Here is a 16,576-nt window from a genome sequence, read left to right as displayed (position 1 = left end):
CCCATATTGGGCTTTTACCAACAAACACCCTTGCCGGGAACATGCACAAAAAGCGCCTGCGTGGTAATGAAATGAACTTCATTGCCCTATAGAATGCCATGGGGACAGTTCGTTCAGGGTTCAATCGGAAGTTTTGCGCGGCAAAAGGCTCAACAAGCAGCGAAAATACTGCAATGTTGAGCCTCTAATTATCTGCGCGCAAAATTTTTGATTGCCCCGGAAGAAGGAAATCGCGGCTTTGCGGCTATGGATTTTCAATCGGCCGTCGTCTCTTTTTTTACCCGAATGACGCGTGTTTTAGGTGCTGGTTGCTTATTAATATCACAGTGTAATTGCTGGATTTTCCCTAATTAGACAGACTTCCCCCCTCCCCACTATTGGGTCCTGGAAATAAGTTTGAAGAACTCAATAGATAAAAATTAAATTTAAAGGAGAAATTAAAAATGACAACAAAGTTTGTCCCGATGGATGAAATGCTTAATGCGGCCAAGAACGGGGGTTACGCAATTGGTCATTTCAACACAAACAACATGGAGTGGACTAAAGCTATTTTGACTGCCTCTCAGCAAGACCTTTCGCCGCTCATAATGAGTGTATCCGAAGGTGCTGCCAAGTACATGGGGGGATTTAGGACTGCGACGGCATTAATCGAAGCCATGATGGAAGATTTGCAAATTACTATACCTGTTGCACTACATCTTGATCACGGCTCTTATGAGGGAGGAATCAAAGCGCTTGAAGCTGGATTCTCCTCTATCATGTTCGACGGTTCACATCTCCCGTTCGAAGAGAACATGAAGCGCACTGCGGAATTGGTTGAGTTGACACGCAAGAAAGGCGCTTCTCTGGAAGCCGAAGTCGGTGCGATCGGCGGAGAAGAAGACGGCATGGCGTCTGCCGGAGAAATTGCCTCCCCTGAGGAATGCAAACAGATTGCCGCTTTAGGGATCACCGCTTTGGCGGCGGGGATCGGCAACATTCACGGGATCTACCCGGCAAACTGGAAAGGTTTGAATTTTGACGCGCTCGCCGCGATTAAAGCGGTCGCAGACATTCTACTTGTTCTGCATGGTGGCAGCGGAATTCCCGAAGATCAAGTCAAAAAGGCAATCTCACTCGGCGTCTCGAAAGTAAACGTCAACACAGAATTCCAAGTAGTGTTTGCCAAAGCTACGCGCAAATATATAGAAGCTGGCAAAGATCTCGAAGGCAAAGGCTTTGACCCTAGAAAGTTGCTCAAACCCGGTTATGAAGCTATCGTGCAGGAAGTGCACGCCAAAATTGCTCTTTTTGGTTCTGCCAACAAGGCATAAGCATTTCGCCGTTAGCTAATTGTCATCTGTCACATGAAAAAGTGACCAAGAATGTGTATGATGGCTCTTCTTGGTCACTTTAATCATTGGCAACTTGTAGTTGGGTTTTCCCGCCTTGCGAAAGTAACCGCATCGCCAATTTCCGAACAAATATTACCTCCGCTGCATGTCGATCCACATCCTATGCTACTGCAGCAGCGTTGTGATAACTGTCTACTGATTTCTATAGCGATCCAGTTGTTATTGATTCTGAGGTATGTCAATAGCAGAACCTCTCAATGTGTGGTCATTCTCTAGACCACCCGATGATTATTCTCAACGTACCCTATGGCGTAGTATTTATGCTAGAGAGCTATGGAAGGAGGATAATCTCGCCGATGGCAATATTCATTAACGAACTCACTACCGTGCATTGTAGTATACATTACAACCATAATCTCACGTCAACCTTTATTTCTAATTGTGCTGACATGAAGCGATAGAATGGAGATAGTTTGAAACACATTATAAGAAAACGCGGCTAATAAAGGGCATAACAAAACAGACCGTCGAGGGACGGCCAAAAGAAAGAGTGAAAAGCTATGCGATTACGAATTTATATTATTCCTTTATAGCGTCATACACTAAGCCCGTTACAATACCTGCTCCAGATGGTTTTTCTCCTGATGCAGGTGCAAAACTGCGAATTATTGTCCGAGAAGGACATGGGGCTGTAGGATTTAGGACTGAGGCTACACAGAAGCAAATGGCGCAAGGAAAAATAATCGCAAAAGGTGGACGTTATTTTGCTGATGAGCTAAAATTACTAGAAGGAAAGCCTTTCCTTGATATCCTTCCCCAGCGCAAGTTGTAAAGTTTAGGATACTACGCAGTATTTTTATGACTTCTTGAGATACCGTAATCATTCCTCCCGATTATAAATTATACCATGCATTTTTTATATAGAGGTATTCTGTGTAGCAATGGAACAAAAAATTGTGTAATAATTTGATGCACAATTCCATACTCTTTCGCTTCATATGCGTCAAGCCAGTAATTTCTTTGCGTGTCTTTTTCAACCTTTTCCAGCGGCTACCCAGTGCCAGCACTAATTAACTTGTTAATTCTGTCACGCACTTTGATAATCTCATCTGCTTCAATTTGAATATCGGCAGCTGGACCACGTACTCCTCCCAACGGTTGGTGAATCATGTACCTGGTGTTGGGCAAAGAATAACGGTCCTGCTTGTCAGCCGCAAGATAGATGGTGATCCCGGCACTGGCAACCCAACCGGTACCAATCACTATGACACGTGGTTTGACAAACCGGATCACGTCATGAATGGTGTCACCGGCTTGTGTTGCATCCTTTTTTTTGTTTTCAAGCTCAACTTACTCCTCAACTTATTCACAGTATAATTTTACCATTCTAATCCCTCCAATTCCAATTAAAAATCATTCGATTAGCGTAACTTATCCTTATTTTTCATGTTTGTCAGCTTAGAATGCATCCCAAATATTAGGTCGGCATATTGATTGCACGAAGCGCCGAAACGTTAATAAGGCTGGGCTGTCCTTTTATATAACAAAAACCTTGCACACATTGCAAGGTTTTTTACATATCCCTGATCTCTAATAATACGCCGTTCCATTCATCCAAAAGTTGGTCTGCAGCTTGCTTTGGCGACTACTTTTGCTAAATGGTCCAGCTTTGCCGTATCAATGCCCGCATCACAGTCCAAAAATTTGTGCAGCGCTTTCACTACCTGTTCAAAATTGGCATTGCCGGCCCGCTCTCCCAGCCCCAGTACCGTGGTGCTGCCCAAAAGGATACCGGCCCGAAAGGCGGCGATGGTATTGGCTGTGGCTAAGCCAAAGTCGTTATGGCAATGAAACTCTATGGGCAACGGGCAACGCGGTATGAGGGATTGCATTGCCTCAAACGTACGAAAAGGATCAAGCCGGCCGACCGTGTCGGCATAACGGATACGCCGGGCGCCCAGTTTTTCTGCCAGTTCGGCAACTTTGAGAAAAAATTCCGGATCGGCCCGGGACGCGTCCTCGGCCCCCACCGAAATGCTGCAGCCAAAGCTGCGGGCATAACCAACGCTTTCCCGCAACCGGTCCAGCACCCATTCCCGGCTTTTTTCCAGTTTTTGCTCAATGTGAAAATCCGACACAGGCACAGATATATGCAAAAAAGAAAAACCACAGCCCAGGGAGGCCTCAATATCCGCTTTTACCGCTCGATTCCAGGCAAAGATCGTGGCCTTAAGCGGTGCAGACAGGATATATCGCATCGCTTCCTGCTCCTCCTCTCCCATGGCCGGCGTTCCCGCTTCGATCCACGGAACGCCGGCCTGATCGAGAGCAATGGCGATGTCACGTTTGTCCTCGGCTGTAAATACAACCCCTGCTGCCTGTTCCCCATCCCGTAGAGTCGTGTCTACCAGTTGAATGGGTTTATTGTACTGCATATTAACATATTCCCTCTGCCAGATACATCTGGAAAAGCTCCGTATTGCTCAAAGGACTTTTTTGCTCAACAACCTTTTTGCGTACTTTTTTCAACAGACGGTAGGCGGCTGTATCGCTTAACTCGATACCCCGTTCCCGCAATTTCACCTGCAGCGAAGTGGTGCCTGCATGCTTACCGACCACCAAATGCCGGGTTAAACCGACTTCCTCCGGCGTAAAGGCTTCATATAGCTCAGGATTCTTGGCAACACCATGCACATGCAGACCGGATTCATGGGCAAATATGTTTTTCCCCACTACTGCTTTATCCAGCGGCAATTGCAGCCCTAAACACCTGGCAATTGCTTCACAAGACGGCGCCAGGTGCTGGTCGATTGCCGCACCAGGTTCCTGCAGCAAATGCTTTGCCGCCATCACTACTTCTTCAAAAGGCGCATGACCCCGTTTCCCTACGCCGGCAACCGCAGTAGCCACCCTGCGCACTCCCGCCCGTATGGCGCTCATTGCATTAGCCGTAGCTACTCCATAAGCGTTATGTCCATGAAACTCCAGCGGCAAGGGGGCGCTTTTCTGTAATTCTGTCAGTATTTCGTAAGTGGCAAACGGGTCCAATACGCTTTCTTTATCACCGTAAACCAGCGCATTTATGGCAAAGCCTTCTAGGATAGGCCAGAAACCTTCCAGTTCATGAATATTCAACCGGGACGCATTTTCTATATGCAAGGCGGCTTCCATCCCCAGGCTCCGAATGCGATCCAAGGCAAGGCACAAGTTCAAGGTCAAACTCTGCCCGGGAAGGTGCCTGTAGGCAACGATTACCTTTTGGTAGCCCAATTCATAAGCTGAACCAACTTCTTTGCGGCTAGGGCGAATTTTTCCCCGCAGATTATCCTTTAAGAGTTCTTCGGGCAGTTTGTATTTGTGGATATCCACAATGGGCACATCCATATTGCACACTTGGATTTTCTGCAAGGTACGGGTTATAAATGACAAACCGTCATGATCCAAGCCGCTTAAAAAACCTTCGCACAGGGTTTGATCATGGCAAATTATCGGACCGCCCATAAGTCGTTGACCTCCTTTACAAAGTCTGTAAATATTCGCCTAAAGTGGGGAACTGTTTATAAACCGCCATCTGCTTCGTTGCTCCTGCGGTGCTCGCTCCAACGTACAACCAGTACGCCTCCGCTGTGCTCCTCGTCGCGCCTAGCACCTGACGATTTCTAAACAGTTCGAGGCATTTGGTAACCTGTATAGATACGCCGAATTGTTTATTTTCCATGCTTTTTTTTGCGAATGACAACCTTGCTTTCACTAGGGGTAATTTTTTTACTGACACAGGAGAAGCTGCCGCCCATCATATCGGCTTCCAGCCACGGGGGAATATGGTTGCAGATTACTTCCAACTGATGAAAATTTTCCTGCCGCAGAATCGGCTGCAAAACCTGTTTGGATGTAATTCCCGTACCTGTTTCCTGAATTTCTTTAATGGATATACGGTAACAACCCTTGCCTAAATTTTCCGGCACAGGCATAACGATAGATTCCGGAGCAATGGCCTGTGCCGACTCTTCTTCCTTTTCCAGCACGTAATCCAGAAAATCCTGTGGTTTGCCCGCAAACTCCCAGACGCTGGACCCTGCTTTTTCCAGTTCAAAGTAGGGAACACCGTTAACAGCGCTGGCTACGAATACCTTGCAGTCCCCCAGATCGGCAACCAGTTCCGCTACCTGTTTGCGCATCTCACGCAAACCTTTCTCCGGGGCCAGCGCAAAGTCCCTTGTCCGTTCAACGCCCCATATACCCATTTGCTTGCGGTAAAAAACTATGGTTCCCGGAACATCAATGGCGGCAGTCTCCCCGCCTTCCCCGGTATGCACGGCAATCTCCTTAGTCATAGCCAAGCTCCTTTCTGTAAGTTGTACCAACCCCAGCCTTCTGACAGAAGCCTCTCTGCTGATTGAGAATCCCATAGCCCATTGTCTCGACCCAGTTTATCAAATGCCACGAACTGCTTAGAGATCGTTAGATGCTAGGCGCGACGAGTACCGGAACGCAGGCGTACCGGTTGTACGCCGGAGTGAGGACCGCAGGAGCAACGACGCAGATGACGGTCTATAAGCAGTTCCCTACTTCAACGCCTGCACAGCATATTTTAAACCGTTTTCTACTGTGTCGTAATACTCCACACTAACAATATTGTTTTGGGCCAGGTTCTGCTTGGCGGCATAGCCGATACGCAGGGATATCACGGCATCACAATCCTTAATGGCGCTGATGGTTTTTTCCTTAACCGATTCCTGGGGGTCACATTCTTCCCCGCCGGTACAATATTGGGCCACCTGACGCTTTTCAAGCAATTGGAATTTATCCCCGTCACCCTGATAAATGGATAGCTCCGCGGCATGGCCGAAATGTTGGTCAACCAGCCGGCCGTGTTTGGTGGCTACGGCGATTTTATATGTTTTCTCCGTCTTCCCGGCAATCGTTACAGGTTCAGCCGGCAACTTGGAGCAGCCTCTGAATTCCAACGACCTGTCGTCACCGAGAAAACCAATGGCGTCGGCCCGGCACTGCCGGCAGTGGGTCATCTGCTGTAAATCCGCCTGACATGCTTTGCGCATGTTATTGATGTCGGTCATACTGGTCTGGGGATAGTCTTGAAAGGCACTGCCCGGGGCGGGAATCAAAGGCATGATATTGGTAATAAAGGCTCCTAATTCCTTTGCTTTTTTAACGATGGCCGGAATCTCCCGGTCGTTGATATCCGGGATCATGACGATATTCACTTTAACCGCCACCCCCTGCCCAGCCAGGTAAGCGATGCCGGCCAGCTGATTTTTCAGTAAGATAGCGGCTCCTTCCGCTCCCTCGTACCTTTTTCCGCGATAGTTGACATATTTATAAATCCGGGCCCCGGTTTCCGGTTCCAGGGTGTTTAACGTAACAGTGACATGCTTAAGGCCCAAGGCCACAATTTCGGCGGCATACTCGGGCAGCAGCAGCCCATTGGTGGAAAGACAGAATATTACCTCCGGATCACATGCCTGAATCTCCTGGATGGTCTTTTGGGTATTGGCCCAGTCAGCCAGGGCATCTCCGGGACCGGCGATGCCCACCACGCTTAAATTCTCAATTTTCTCCTTGACTATCAAATATTTCTGCCGCGCCGCTGCCGGCGTCAGGACCTCGCTGGTAACACCGGGCCGGCTCTCATGCAGGCAGTCATATTTCCGGTTGCAATAATTACAGCCGATATTGCACCGGGGCGCTACGGGCAGATGCATTCTGGCATGCTGGTGCTGGGCATCGGCAGAATAACAGGGGTGTTTTTTCATCTTCGCCAGTGTCTCCTGGGTTAACTTATTGCTGCTTTGGTGGGCAGAACAGTTCATTTTCTTCACCTCGCCCTTCCCGTAGACCGGCAACATTGTCATTGCTGTCATTGCTGTCGTCACTGCCTTGATAGAACTTCTCGTACATGGTGCTGCGGTAATGCCGGTATTTGTTTTCCAGCAAAGTATTGGTTATGCGATCCAGGAACATGGTGGTACCGGTATAGCCCACCGACAGCAATCGCTGCCCCCCTACCCGGTCGTGAATGGGAAAACCTGCCCGGATCAGGGGAATCCCTTCTCTTTCCGTCAAATAACGGCCATCCGAGTGGCCGATGGCCACATTGGCCTTAAGCCTGGCGCTTTCAGCCCGGATATGGGCAAAATCGGTTTGATTTAAGTATTTAACTTCGTGCGGGCACTGTTCAAAAAGTTCGTCGAAAAGGGCCGCCAATTTCTCGTTATTGCTGCCGGTTGCCACCACCACCGGATAAATTCCGTTCTCCATACAGGTACAGGTATTGGCATAAACCTGATCCGGTTCACCAAAAATTACGCTGCGGCCCTGGAAGTTATACTTATGGGAATCGATCATGCAGTCCAGCAGCCTGCCTCTTTCCATGACCAGGCTCGCCGGGATATCCCGGCCGGTAATTTTTTGTAAGGTATTCACAAAAATGTCGGTATTCTCGATCCCGGTGGGTATGGGTACCTGATACAGGGATACCCCGAATTTGTCCGCCAGGTACTTACCGGCTGAACTGCGGTCGTCTATGGCAACCCCGATCTCTACAGTAGCCGGCGCACCGGGCATGGCGGCGATATCCTCAATCCTGGTTCCCCCATCCGGCACCTTTTTGTAAGGTTTGGCATAGGGGCGGTCCAGGGTATCGGAGAAATCCGGGCAAAGAGTGTATTCAGCGCCCATTAACGCCAGAATTCTTTTGATCTCCCGGATATCGGCAGGGCTGATATTCGGAACAAGAATATTAATTTTGGCATGCCGTTCGGTTGGCCGGGCCAGTTTTTCCACTATTTTTTTAACTGCCAGGAAGTAGCCTTCGGTATGAGTACCACCATAACCGGGAGTAGGTACGGTCACGATTGGCAGGTCAAGCCCTCTTTCCAGCAAATAGTCAGTAGTTATCCGGTCGATATCTTCGCCGATGGTTTCCGCCAGACAGGTGGTCAGGACCCCGATCAACTTAGGATTATATAACTTGATTAAGTTATCAAGACCTTTTTTAAGATTATTTTCGCCCCCGTAGACCGTTCCTTTTTCGTTCATCGAGGAGGAAGCCACGTCAATGGGTTCGTTGAAATGCTCGGCAATATGCCGGCGCATATAGGTGCTGCAGCCCTGGGATCCGTGGATGATTACCATGGCCTGCTCCACTCCCTTGAGGGGCAGGATGCCGCCCATGGGCATGCACATATTACAGGGGTTCTCATTGACATTGCGATATGAGGCGGTCTTTTTGGCCATATAAATCCCCTCCTCCCATGCTGCCGGTATATTTCCAAACCGGGGAGCAAACGGTGGAATATACTTCCCGGGCGAAGTTAACGGCTCCCACATAACCGCTTAAGGGGTGCTTGCGATCATGGTTATGATCAATAAAGGCCATCCCCAGCTTATAAGCCAGCGGCCGCTCCTTCACCCCGCCCACCAGGAGGTGAGCGCCTTTTTCCACCATGAATTTTTCCAGTTCCGATGGATTGGCGTCATCCAGAATCACGGTGCCGTCATCCACCAAGTCGTTGATGGTGTCATATTCTTCCTTACGGCCGGTCTGGGTTCCGATCATGACCACATCGATACCGATTTCCCGGAACTGCTTAATCAGGGAAATGGCTTTAAAGCCCCCGCCTACATATATGGCAGCCTTTTTACCCATGAATTTTTCCCGGTAGGACCGGATGTCGCCGGCCACTGCCGCTGTTTCGGCTTTAATTAACTCTTCCGTCCGGCGCATTATATCAAGGTCGTTATAGGTTTTGGCAATCCGGCGCAAGGAGTCTGAAGTGTCTTCCAGGCCTAAGAAGGAGACGTTGAGATAGGGAATGTCATAAAGGTCCTTCATCTGGTTGGCTAAATATATCATCGATCCGGCGCATTGTACGATATTTAAGGACGCCTTGGTCGCTGTTTTCAAAGTTTCGTAGTTGGAGTCCCCGGTGAAGGCCACATTGAGTTCGAGGCCCATCCGTTTCAGGTAATTCCTAATAATCCAGACCTCGCCGGCCAGATTGAAGTCTCCTAAATAATTAATGGTATTATTCTTTTGGATTTTTTCGTTTTCAGCCGGTTTGATCAATTTCAACAGAGCATCGCAGGCGGCTCGGTAGCCGGCCGATTTATTGCCGATAAAGCCGCTGGATTGTACTGGGATCACTTCGATTCCGTATTTTTGAGCGGCAGCTTTACAAACTGCCTCCAGATCGTCGCCAATCACGCCGACGATGCAAGTGGAGTAAACAAAAACCAATTTGGGGTGATACTTGGCAACCAGGTCGTCAATGGCCCTGGTCAATTTCTTTTCCCCGCCGAAAACCACGTCTAATTCCTGCAAGTCGGTGGAGAAGCTGAAGCGGTAAAGGTCCGAGTTACTGCTCAGGCTGCCCCGGATGTCCCAGGTATAACTGGCACAGCCGATAGGTCCGTGCACCAAATGGATGGCGTCGGTGACAGGGTTTAGAACAACCCTGGCGCCGCAATAAACGCAAGCCCGCTGGCTGACACAGCCGGCGACGCTTTCGGTGTCGCATTTCAGCTGTTGTTTTTGTTTGCCTTTGGTTTGGATGGAATCTTTTCTTTCTTCAATGGCCGGATCGGGCCGTCCAGTTCCTTGCATCATCATTCACCTCTTCATTTTTAATCCACTGGCGCCCTCCCCTTACAATGGGGACATCCCTTTCCTAACATGTGGCTTATGTTATTCGCGGAAAGTGTGTCCCCTTTCCTTAGCGGGAGGGCATTCCACGGACATACGTAGTCTTTGTCGCTAATAAACCGTTTCGCAACCTGGATCAAGGATAAATGATGCGTCTGGATCGCCTGGTCCACGAAAGTGTTATACCGCTTTAGGCTCGTGGCTGTAGGCTTTTTTGACACAGGTCAGGGCACACGCCCGGCAACCAATGCATCTTTCCTTTCTGGCGATGTTTGCCTGCATCCGGTCCGCGTCCTCATCGTCATCTTTGTTGCCGAAACCCAGCACTCCCTGGGAGCATACCTTGACGCAGCGGCCGCAGCCAATACATTTTTCCGGATCAATACTTGTGACAAATTTGGGAATCCATTCCGTTCCACCGTAGTTTAATCCTTTGTACACCGACATGCCTCCTTATCCTCCTTGCTTATCATTGCTTTCTCTTTCTTCAGCTAACCGTTTGCGCAACCATGGCGGCGGATTGCCTTTCAGCATTGTTTGAAAGCGCTGCAGTTCGCCTTCGATAGAGGTCCCTTCGCTCACCTTAAGCGGATGAATATTCTGCTGGATCAGCCGGGCAGCCGCCGGCCCGCCGATTTGCGTGCAATAAACCACGGCACATTCCCGCAGCATCTCGGCCCGGCTTTCAACCTTATCGTCTTCAGCAAACTGCTCCGGGAGGTAGATCATACCGATAAATCTGACATTATCAGGGGTAACATCATAGGTGGCAAAGGCAGGAGCCTCGCCAAAGTGGGCGTCAATCCTGTCCTGACCCAGAGTAGCAAAGGCGATACGCATGGACATCACCTCCTTAGCGGCTCATTGCTTGGTGAGGGTATTGGGTGGCTGCATTGCATACTTTTATCGCAGGAATTCAAAGCGCTCCTCAGGACAATTGCGGTCATATTCATCGATAAATAGGTTGGCGATCATGGTTATCAGGTTGATGGCGCCTTGATAGCCGACGATGGGCTGGCGGTGCAGATGCACGCGGTCGGGCAGGTAATAGCCGATGCGGGCCAGCGGAATATTGGCGTCTTTGGCAACGGTCTTGCCGTGAGTATCACCGATCAGCATATCCACCGGCTCGGTGAGCAGCAGAGAACGCAGGTGCCAGAGGTCTTTACCGTTGTATACCCTGCCCTCGCTGCCAAAGGAGCTGGATGCCAGCAGTGCTTCCATTTCTTTGCGGAAAGGCTCGTTGCCGTTGCTGCAGAGGATATGAACCGGGATACCGCCCATGTCCAGCAGGAAGCCGACGAGACCGAGGAGCAAATCCGGGTCGCCGTACAGGGCGAAGCGCTTGCCGTGAATATATTGGTGAGCGTCGATAGCCGCGTCCACCGCCCGGCCCCGCTCTTTTTCTATTTCGGCCGGGATCGACTTGCCGGTCATCGCCTGCAAAGTCATGAGGAAAGCGTCGGTGTTGCGGATGCCGACAGGCATGGTTACCGCCTCGGAAGTGATCTTTTGCACGTTTTTGACAAATTTCTGGGTACCGGCGGTAGAGTATTTCTGCAGGAAGATGAAGCCGGAGGCATTCAGGGCATCGGCCAATTCGGCCATGGACGTGCCGGGCTGGTACATTTTGTACTCGCCGGTATTGGGTGAATCCAGGGCTTCAGTGAAGTCAGGCAGCACGGTCATGTAGATGCCCATGGCGGTGATCAGGCGGCGGTATTCCCGCAGATTGGCCGGGTAAAGGTCAAAGCCGGGAACCACATACAAGCGGCCGTTGGTCCATTTGCCATGCCGGGTATCGGCCAGGGACTGGAGCAGGCCTTTGAGCATGTTATCAAAACCGGTGATGTGTGAACCCACGAAACTTGGGGTATTGGCATAGGCGATGGGAAAGTCTTCCGGTATGGCGCCCTGATTACGCGCGTTGCCAATAAATGATTTCATATCGTCGCCGATAACTTCCGCCATACAACTGGAAAACATGCCGATTATCGACGGTTTATAGGTGGCATAGGCGTTTTTCAAGCCTTCGATCAGGTTGGCCTGACCGCCGAACACGGCGGCGTCCTCGGTCATGGAGTCGGATACCATCGGGACAGGCTCCCGGACATGCCGGGTCAGGCAGGAACGGAAATAAGCGGCGCAACCCTGGGACCCGTGGAGAAAAGGCAGGCAACCCTCAATTCCCAGGGCGCAGAGCATAGCGCCAAAGGGCTGGCAGGTCCTGGCCGGGTTGATGACCAGGGCTTCCCGGGCAAAGTTCTTTTCTTTGTATTCTTCTGTGGCCATCCAGTCTAATACGGATTGGACGGACTGGGCGCAGTTATTTGCCGTGCTCATTAGCGCACCTCCTTGTCTTTTTTCCAGGGCGCTTGCGTGAGGCCCCTGGCCGGGCTGTTGATAGCCATGTCCATATCGCGGGCGAAGATGGGGAAACCGTCATAACCATGGTATGGTCCCGAGTAGTCCCAGGAGTGCATCTGGCGGAAGGGAACGCCCATTTTTTCAAAAACATACTTTTCCTTGATCCCTGAGCCGACAAGGTCGGGCCGTATGCGGTTAACGAATTCATCCAATTCATGTTCGGTAGCGTCATCATAGATAACGGTTCCCTCTTTCATTTGGGGGAAGGTCCGGTCATAGTCATCCTTGTGGGCAAATTCGTAGCCTGTGCCGACGACTTCCATGCCCAGGTCCTCGTAAGCGCCTATGGTGTGGCGGGGACGCAAACCGCCGACATAAAGCATGACTCGCTTGCCTTCCAGGCGGGGACGGTATTGATCGAGGACTTTCTGCATCAGCGGGTCATACTTAGCGATGACTTCCTCGCCCTTCTGCTGGATGGTTTCGTCGAACTGAGCGGCGATTTTGCGGATGGATTCCTTAATCTTGCTCGGCCCGAAGAAGTTGAACTCCAGCCAAGGAATACCGTAGGTTTCTTCCATGTGCCGGCAGATGTAGTTCATGCTGCGGTAGCAGTGAATCAGGTTCAACTTGACCTGATGGGCGGCCATCATCCCTTCGGTGGTGCCGTCGCCCGTCCAGACATTGCGGACCCTTAGTCCCATCTCTTCCAGGATTTTTTTGGAGGCCCAGACGTCACCGCCGATGTTGTAGTCACCGATAAGAGATACATCATACGGTCCTACCTCCTCCGGCCGTTCCCTTTTCCCCAACAGGTGGTCCCGGACGGCGTCGTTGGCGATATGGTGGCCTAAGGACTGGCTGATGCCGCGGAAACCTTCACAGCGAACCGGGACAATGGGAAGTTCCAGTTCTTTGGTCATATTTCTGGCTACGCTCTCGATATCATCCCCGATTAAACCGACCGGGCACTCGGAGCAGATGGAAAAGCCCTGGACGGTGGGGAACAGTTCTTTGGCTTCTTTGAGAACCTTGGCCAGCTTCTTATCACCGCCGTAAACGATGTCGCCTTCGGAAAAGTCGGAAGTAAACTGCATCAGCGAAAAAGTCTCGACGCCTAATTTGCCTGAAGTCAGGTTGCGCCGGCCTCCCCAGGAGTAATAGCCGCAACCGACAGGACCGTGAGAAATATGAATCATGTCTCTTAAGGGTCCCCAAACAACGCCTTTGGCGCCGGCATAAGCGCAACCGCGGGCTGTCATAAGTCCTGGTATGCATTTTATGTTGGACTTGATGGCGCAGGTAGAGCCCTCTTCTTTGACAACGATGTGTTTAGCTCTTAGTTTTTTGGCCTTTTCCGGATAAACCGATAATATTTCTTCGACCATGGAAGCGTTAGGTTTTTCTCCCACCGCGGTCACCTCCGATAATTACATAATTTATTTAATTGTTAAAGATGTTATCGCTCCACCCTAACTAAAGGACTCCCGCAAATTTTTTTGCTCGTTTTGGGCTTGCAAAGATTCGGTTCGCTGCTTATTACCCCAGCTTGGCGGCTGCCGTCGCTTCGTCTTCCAGGATGCCATACTCCATCAGGAGTTCTTCCAGTTCGTCCATGGTCAACGGGGTCGGAACAACCATGTTGGTGTTGGCGTCCATTTTTCTGGCCAGAGCGCGGTATTCGTCCGCCTGCGCATGTTTATCGTTATACTGGATAACGGTCATCCGGCGAAGTTCCGCCCGCTGTACCTCGTTGTCGCGGGGAATAAAGTGAATCATCTGGGTGTTGAGACGTTTGGCAAGCGCGTCGATTAACTCATACTCTTTGTCGGTTTTCCGGCTGTTGCAAATGAGTCCCCCCATGCGAACCTTGCCGGATGTGGCGTATTTCAAAATGCCTTTGGCAATGTTGTTGGCCGCGTACATGGCCATCATCTCGCCGGAACAAACAATGTAAATTTCCTGGGCTTTATTCTCCCGGATCGGCATGGCGAAACCACCGCAAACTACGTCGCCCAATACGTCGTAAAAGACGTAATCCAGATCCGGGGTATAAGCGCCCTGCTCTTCCAAAAAGTTGATGGCGGTGATAACACCGCGTCCGGCGCAGCCAACGCCCGGCTCAGGACCGCCTGATTCGGCGCAGCGAACATTACCAAATCCCGTATACAAAACGTCATTCAGTTCCAGGTCTTCCACCGTGCCTCTTTCCCTGGCCAAATCCATAACCGTGGTCTGGGCCTTGATGTTAAGAATAAGTCTCGTAGCGTCAGCTTTGGGGTCGCAGCCGACGATCATGACCTTTTTACCCATTTCGGCTAAAGCTGCCACCGTATTTTGAGTGGTAGTGGACTTGCCGATACCGCCTTTTCCGTAAATAGCAATCTGTCTCATGATTAACTCTCCTCTCTTGTCTTAAGATAACCCTTGATTTTCAGATACTGTTCCAAAAGACGCCGCTGCGCTTTGGGGACAATATCTTAGGAAACAGCCCGGGGACCGGTCTCACCGGTTCTAACCCTTACAATCTCCTCCAGCGGGCAAACAAAAATTTTACCGTCGCCGATGTGTCCTGTTTGATTGGCCTTAATTAAGGCACTTACAGCCTTTTCAACATCCTCGTCCTTGACAATCAGGCTCAGCATCCGTTTGGGAATCCACTTCATTGTAGCTTCCGGCACCGGAGTTTCATATTTTAGCAGCTTGTTCATCTCGGGATCTACTTCTGCCGCCCAGCCGCCTACGCCCTTTTGCTTACCGCGGCCTTCAACGCTGTGCAGGGTGAGAGCGCTGAATCCCGCCTCCTCCAGCGCTTTTTTGGAAGCCGGAACCTGATGGCGTCTAACAAAAGCGATAATTTCCTTCATCTGCCGTCGCTCCTTTACAACCCGGCTTCGCCGGTTCGTACTGTATAAGCCGCCTCTACCGGGGAGATGAAAATTTTTCCGTCACCGACGTAACCGGTCTTGCCGGTTTCAATAATAATGTCCACGGCCTTTTCTACCGCTTCGTCGGGAACAACCATGAGCAGCATAACCTTGGGAAGCTCGTCATAACGAATATCTCCAACTTGCAAACCCTTGCCCTTACCCCGGCCAAATACATGCATCTTGGTCATGGATACCAGGCCGGTTTCAGCCAATTTTTCAGCAACAGTTTCACTTTTTTCCGGTCTGACAATAGCTCGAATCATTTTCATGGGCATTTCCTCCTCTTCATCCCTGTGGTATAATGAATACAGGTAATATATACCTGAGCACCCCTTAGGTTATTTACCACCCGCTTCATGGGTACTGCGAATACCTATGAAGCACTTTTTTTGCTGATGGCGCCACCACCTCCTTAAATAGCGAAAGAGCACACGACGGTCCTTCGTCGCAAGCCCCGTTGCTTGCGGGCATATCGCCCTTGCTTTCTTCCTTTGGCTGAAATAACCGGCTAGACAAAAAAAGCTTATAAACGCGCATGGCATTTATAAGCTCCGTTGCTTATCCGTGGTCTTTACCACAACTACCTTGCTGATCTTTGACGGATCAGGAGCCGGTAGGAGCAGAAAGAGGCTTACAAACTGTACGTTCGTAAGCCTCGTCGCTTTTGTTAATGTATTAGATTGGTTAAAGTGTATCATAAGTCCGGAGATAGTGCAATAACATGAAAAATAGTCGCAATTATTTTATTAAACAGTATTATCATAATTATCAAAAATTATTGCAAGTACAGTAGGAAACTGACAGTCCGCTAAGCCGGCAGGTTGCAAAAAAAGGGGGCAAATTCACTGGGCAGAAGGGATTTTTACAACGGACAGCAGCAAGCCCAGATTCCGGATAGCCGTACTGAATTCCTCATACTGAATTGGTTTGGTAATAAACAAATTGCAGCCCAGGTCGTAACAGCGTTCTACATCCTGGGGAATATCGGTAGTAGTCAGGACAATTATCGGAATTTTCTTGGTCCGCTGGTCGGCTTTGATTCGTTGCAGCACTTGGTAGCCGTCAAAAACCGGCAGATTCAAGTCCAGCAGCATTAGCAGGCATTCTTGCGTTCCCTGTTCACAAACAGGAGTGCTCAGATAATCAAGCAGGCTCTGTCCATTATCAAAAAAAACGATATCATTTGCAATCCCGGCACGGCGCAGGTTCTTTTCAATTAAACGGGTATGGCCAGGGTCGTCTTCCACCAGCAATATTTTTTTGGTCCGCAACATATTTTA

At 50.0% G+C, this 16,576-nt stretch carries 16 protein-coding genes and 1 pseudogene; 2 read left to right on the top strand and 15 right to left on the bottom strand.

The window, feature by feature from the left end; genetic code table 11:
• The first annotated feature begins 443 nt into the window (after positions 1 to 443).
• Together fba and MAMMFC1_RS13390 are read left to right on the top strand one after the other, a co-directional pair.
• Positions 444 to 1,313, top strand: a complete 870-nt coding sequence (gene fba / locus MAMMFC1_RS13395; protein ID WP_232035454.1) for a class II fructose-1,6-bisphosphate aldolase — start codon at positions 444 to 446, stop codon at positions 1,311 to 1,313.
• A gap of 571 nt (positions 1,314 to 1,884) precedes the next feature.
• Positions 1,885 to 2,166 carry a hypothetical protein gene (locus MAMMFC1_RS13390; RefSeq protein WP_126308984.1) on the top strand — a complete coding sequence of 94 codons (282 nt, stop codon included), beginning with the start codon at positions 1,885 to 1,887 and terminating at the stop codon, positions 2,164 to 2,166.
• Between the two features lie 68 nt (positions 2,167 to 2,234).
• On the opposite strand, the pseudogene MAMMFC1_RS13385 reads toward MAMMFC1_RS13390, so the two are convergent.
• The 15 genes and pseudogenes from MAMMFC1_RS13385 to MAMMFC1_RS13315 form a co-directional block, all read right to left on the bottom strand.
• Positions 2,235 to 2,639: pseudogene (locus tag MAMMFC1_RS13385) on the bottom strand (ATP-dependent Clp protease proteolytic subunit); the annotation flags it as partial.
• Positions 2,640 to 2,944: 305 nt separating this feature from the next.
• A complete protein-coding gene (locus MAMMFC1_RS13380; RefSeq protein ID WP_126308983.1) occupies positions 2,945 to 3,769 on the bottom strand; it encodes a beta/alpha barrel domain-containing protein in 825 nt (274 codons plus the stop codon).
• Between the two features lies 1 nt (position 3,770).
• Positions 3,771 to 4,835 (bottom strand): homocitrate synthase/isopropylmalate synthase family protein, encoded by a 1,065-nt coding sequence (locus tag MAMMFC1_RS13375; protein WP_126308982.1) that lies wholly within the window; start codon positions 4,833 to 4,835, stop codon positions 3,771 to 3,773.
• Between the two features lie 206 nt (positions 4,836 to 5,041).
• Positions 5,042 to 5,668, bottom strand: a complete 627-nt coding sequence (locus MAMMFC1_RS13370; RefSeq protein ID WP_126308981.1) for a Fe-only nitrogenase accessory AnfO family protein — start codon at positions 5,666 to 5,668, stop codon at positions 5,042 to 5,044.
• Positions 5,669 to 5,899: 231 nt separating this feature from the next.
• Positions 5,900 to 7,207, bottom strand: coding sequence for a nitrogenase cofactor biosynthesis protein NifB (nifB, locus tag MAMMFC1_RS13365; protein ID WP_232035453.1), 1,308 nt, complete (start codon positions 7,205 to 7,207; stop codon positions 5,900 to 5,902).
• Positions 7,134 to 8,591 carry a nitrogenase component 1 gene (locus MAMMFC1_RS13360; RefSeq protein WP_126308979.1) on the bottom strand — a complete coding sequence of 486 codons (1,458 nt, stop codon included), beginning with the start codon at positions 8,589 to 8,591 and terminating at the stop codon, positions 7,134 to 7,136. Before MAMMFC1_RS13360 ends, nifB begins: the two co-directional genes overlap by 74 nt.
• The gene (nifE, locus tag MAMMFC1_RS13355) at positions 8,554 to 9,963 is read right to left on the bottom strand and encodes a nitrogenase iron-molybdenum cofactor biosynthesis protein NifE (protein ID WP_232035452.1); all 1,410 of its coding nucleotides are present in this window, start codon (positions 9,961 to 9,963) and stop codon (positions 8,554 to 8,556) included. The genes MAMMFC1_RS13360 and nifE overlap by 38 nt, the downstream gene beginning before the upstream one ends.
• Before the next feature lie 216 nt (positions 9,964 to 10,179).
• The gene (gene fdxB / locus MAMMFC1_RS13350; protein ID WP_126308977.1) at positions 10,180 to 10,446 is read right to left on the bottom strand and encodes a ferredoxin III, nif-specific; all 267 of its coding nucleotides are present in this window, start codon (positions 10,444 to 10,446) and stop codon (positions 10,180 to 10,182) included.
• 6 nt (positions 10,447 to 10,452) lie between these two features.
• Positions 10,453 to 10,839 (bottom strand): nitrogen fixation protein NifX, encoded by a 387-nt coding sequence (gene nifX / locus MAMMFC1_RS13345; protein ID WP_174234377.1) that lies wholly within the window; start codon positions 10,837 to 10,839, stop codon positions 10,453 to 10,455.
• Between the two features lie 63 nt (positions 10,840 to 10,902).
• Positions 10,903 to 12,342, bottom strand: a complete 1,440-nt coding sequence (gene nifK, locus MAMMFC1_RS13340; RefSeq protein WP_126308976.1) for a nitrogenase molybdenum-iron protein subunit beta — start codon at positions 12,340 to 12,342, stop codon at positions 10,903 to 10,905.
• Entirely contained in the window at positions 12,342 to 13,778 is a 1,437-nt protein-coding gene (gene nifD / locus MAMMFC1_RS13335; RefSeq protein WP_126308975.1) for a nitrogenase molybdenum-iron protein alpha chain, read from the bottom strand. Before nifD ends, nifK begins: the two co-directional genes overlap by 1 nt.
• A 127-nt stretch (positions 13,779 to 13,905) precedes the next feature.
• Complete coding sequence (gene nifH / locus MAMMFC1_RS13330; RefSeq protein WP_126308974.1) at positions 13,906 to 14,760, bottom strand: nitrogenase iron protein; 855 nt, start codon at positions 14,758 to 14,760, stop codon at positions 13,906 to 13,908.
• Between the two features lie 86 nt (positions 14,761 to 14,846).
• The gene (locus MAMMFC1_RS13325; protein ID WP_126308973.1) at positions 14,847 to 15,233 is read right to left on the bottom strand and encodes a P-II family nitrogen regulator; all 387 of its coding nucleotides are present in this window, start codon (positions 15,231 to 15,233) and stop codon (positions 14,847 to 14,849) included.
• A 14-nt stretch (positions 15,234 to 15,247) separates the two neighbouring features.
• Entirely contained in the window at positions 15,248 to 15,565 is a 318-nt protein-coding gene (locus tag MAMMFC1_RS13320) for a P-II family nitrogen regulator (protein ID WP_126308972.1), read from the bottom strand.
• Positions 15,566 to 16,138: 573 nt separating this feature from the next.
• Positions 16,139 to 16,570 (bottom strand): response regulator, encoded by a 432-nt coding sequence (locus tag MAMMFC1_RS13315; RefSeq protein WP_126308971.1) that lies wholly within the window; start codon positions 16,568 to 16,570, stop codon positions 16,139 to 16,141.
• Positions 16,571 to 16,576 lie beyond the last annotated feature (6 nt).

This window comes from Methylomusa anaerophila (genome assembly GCF_003966895.1).
In the GTDB taxonomy this organism is placed as follows: Bacteria; Bacillota; Negativicutes; order Sporomusales; family Sporomusaceae; genus Methylomusa; species Methylomusa anaerophila.
This window is presented reverse-complemented; position numbering and strand designations above follow the sequence as displayed.

Bases quoted from the DNA above. Each gene is read 5' to 3' on its own strand.
- MAMMFC1_RS13360 (WP_126308979.1), bottom strand. From the start codon at position 8,591: ATGGCCAAAAAGACCGCCTCATATCGCAATGTCAATGAGAACCCCTGT.
- nifB (WP_232035453.1), bottom strand. From the start codon at position 7,207: ATGACAATGTTGCCGGTCTACGGGAAGGGCGAGGTGAAGAAAATGAAC.
- fba (WP_232035454.1), top strand. From the start codon at position 444: ATGACAACAAAGTTTGTCCCGATGGATGAAATGCTTAATGCGGCCAAG.
- nifH (WP_126308974.1), bottom strand. From the start codon at position 14,760: ATGAGACAGATTGCTATTTACGGAAAAGGCGGTATCGGCAAGTCCACT.
- MAMMFC1_RS13325 (WP_126308973.1), bottom strand. From the start codon at position 15,233: ATGAAGGAAATTATCGCTTTTGTTAGACGCCATCAGGTTCCGGCTTCC.
- MAMMFC1_RS13375 (WP_126308982.1), bottom strand. From the start codon at position 4,835: ATGGGCGGTCCGATAATTTGCCATGATCAAACCCTGTGCGAAGGTTTT.
- MAMMFC1_RS13380 (WP_126308983.1), bottom strand. From the start codon at position 3,769: ATGCAGTACAATAAACCCATTCAACTGGTAGACACGACTCTACGGGAT.
- nifK (WP_126308976.1), bottom strand. From the start codon at position 12,342: ATGAGCACGGCAAATAACTGCGCCCAGTCCGTCCAATCCGTATTAGAC.
- nifE (WP_232035452.1), bottom strand. From the start codon at position 9,963: ATGATGCAAGGAACTGGACGGCCCGATCCGGCCATTGAAGAAAGAAAA.
- MAMMFC1_RS13315 (WP_126308971.1), bottom strand. From the start codon at position 16,570: ATGTTGCGGACCAAAAAAATATTGCTGGTGGAAGACGACCCTGGCCAT.
- MAMMFC1_RS13320 (WP_126308972.1), bottom strand. From the start codon at position 15,565: ATGAAAATGATTCGAGCTATTGTCAGACCGGAAAAAAGTGAAACTGTT.
- nifX (WP_174234377.1), bottom strand. From the start codon at position 10,839: ATGCGTATCGCCTTTGCTACTCTGGGTCAGGACAGGATTGACGCCCAC.
- fdxB (WP_126308977.1), bottom strand. From the start codon at position 10,446: ATGTCGGTGTACAAAGGATTAAACTACGGTGGAACGGAATGGATTCCC.
- MAMMFC1_RS13370 (WP_126308981.1), bottom strand. From the start codon at position 5,668: ATGACTAAGGAGATTGCCGTGCATACCGGGGAAGGCGGGGAGACTGCC.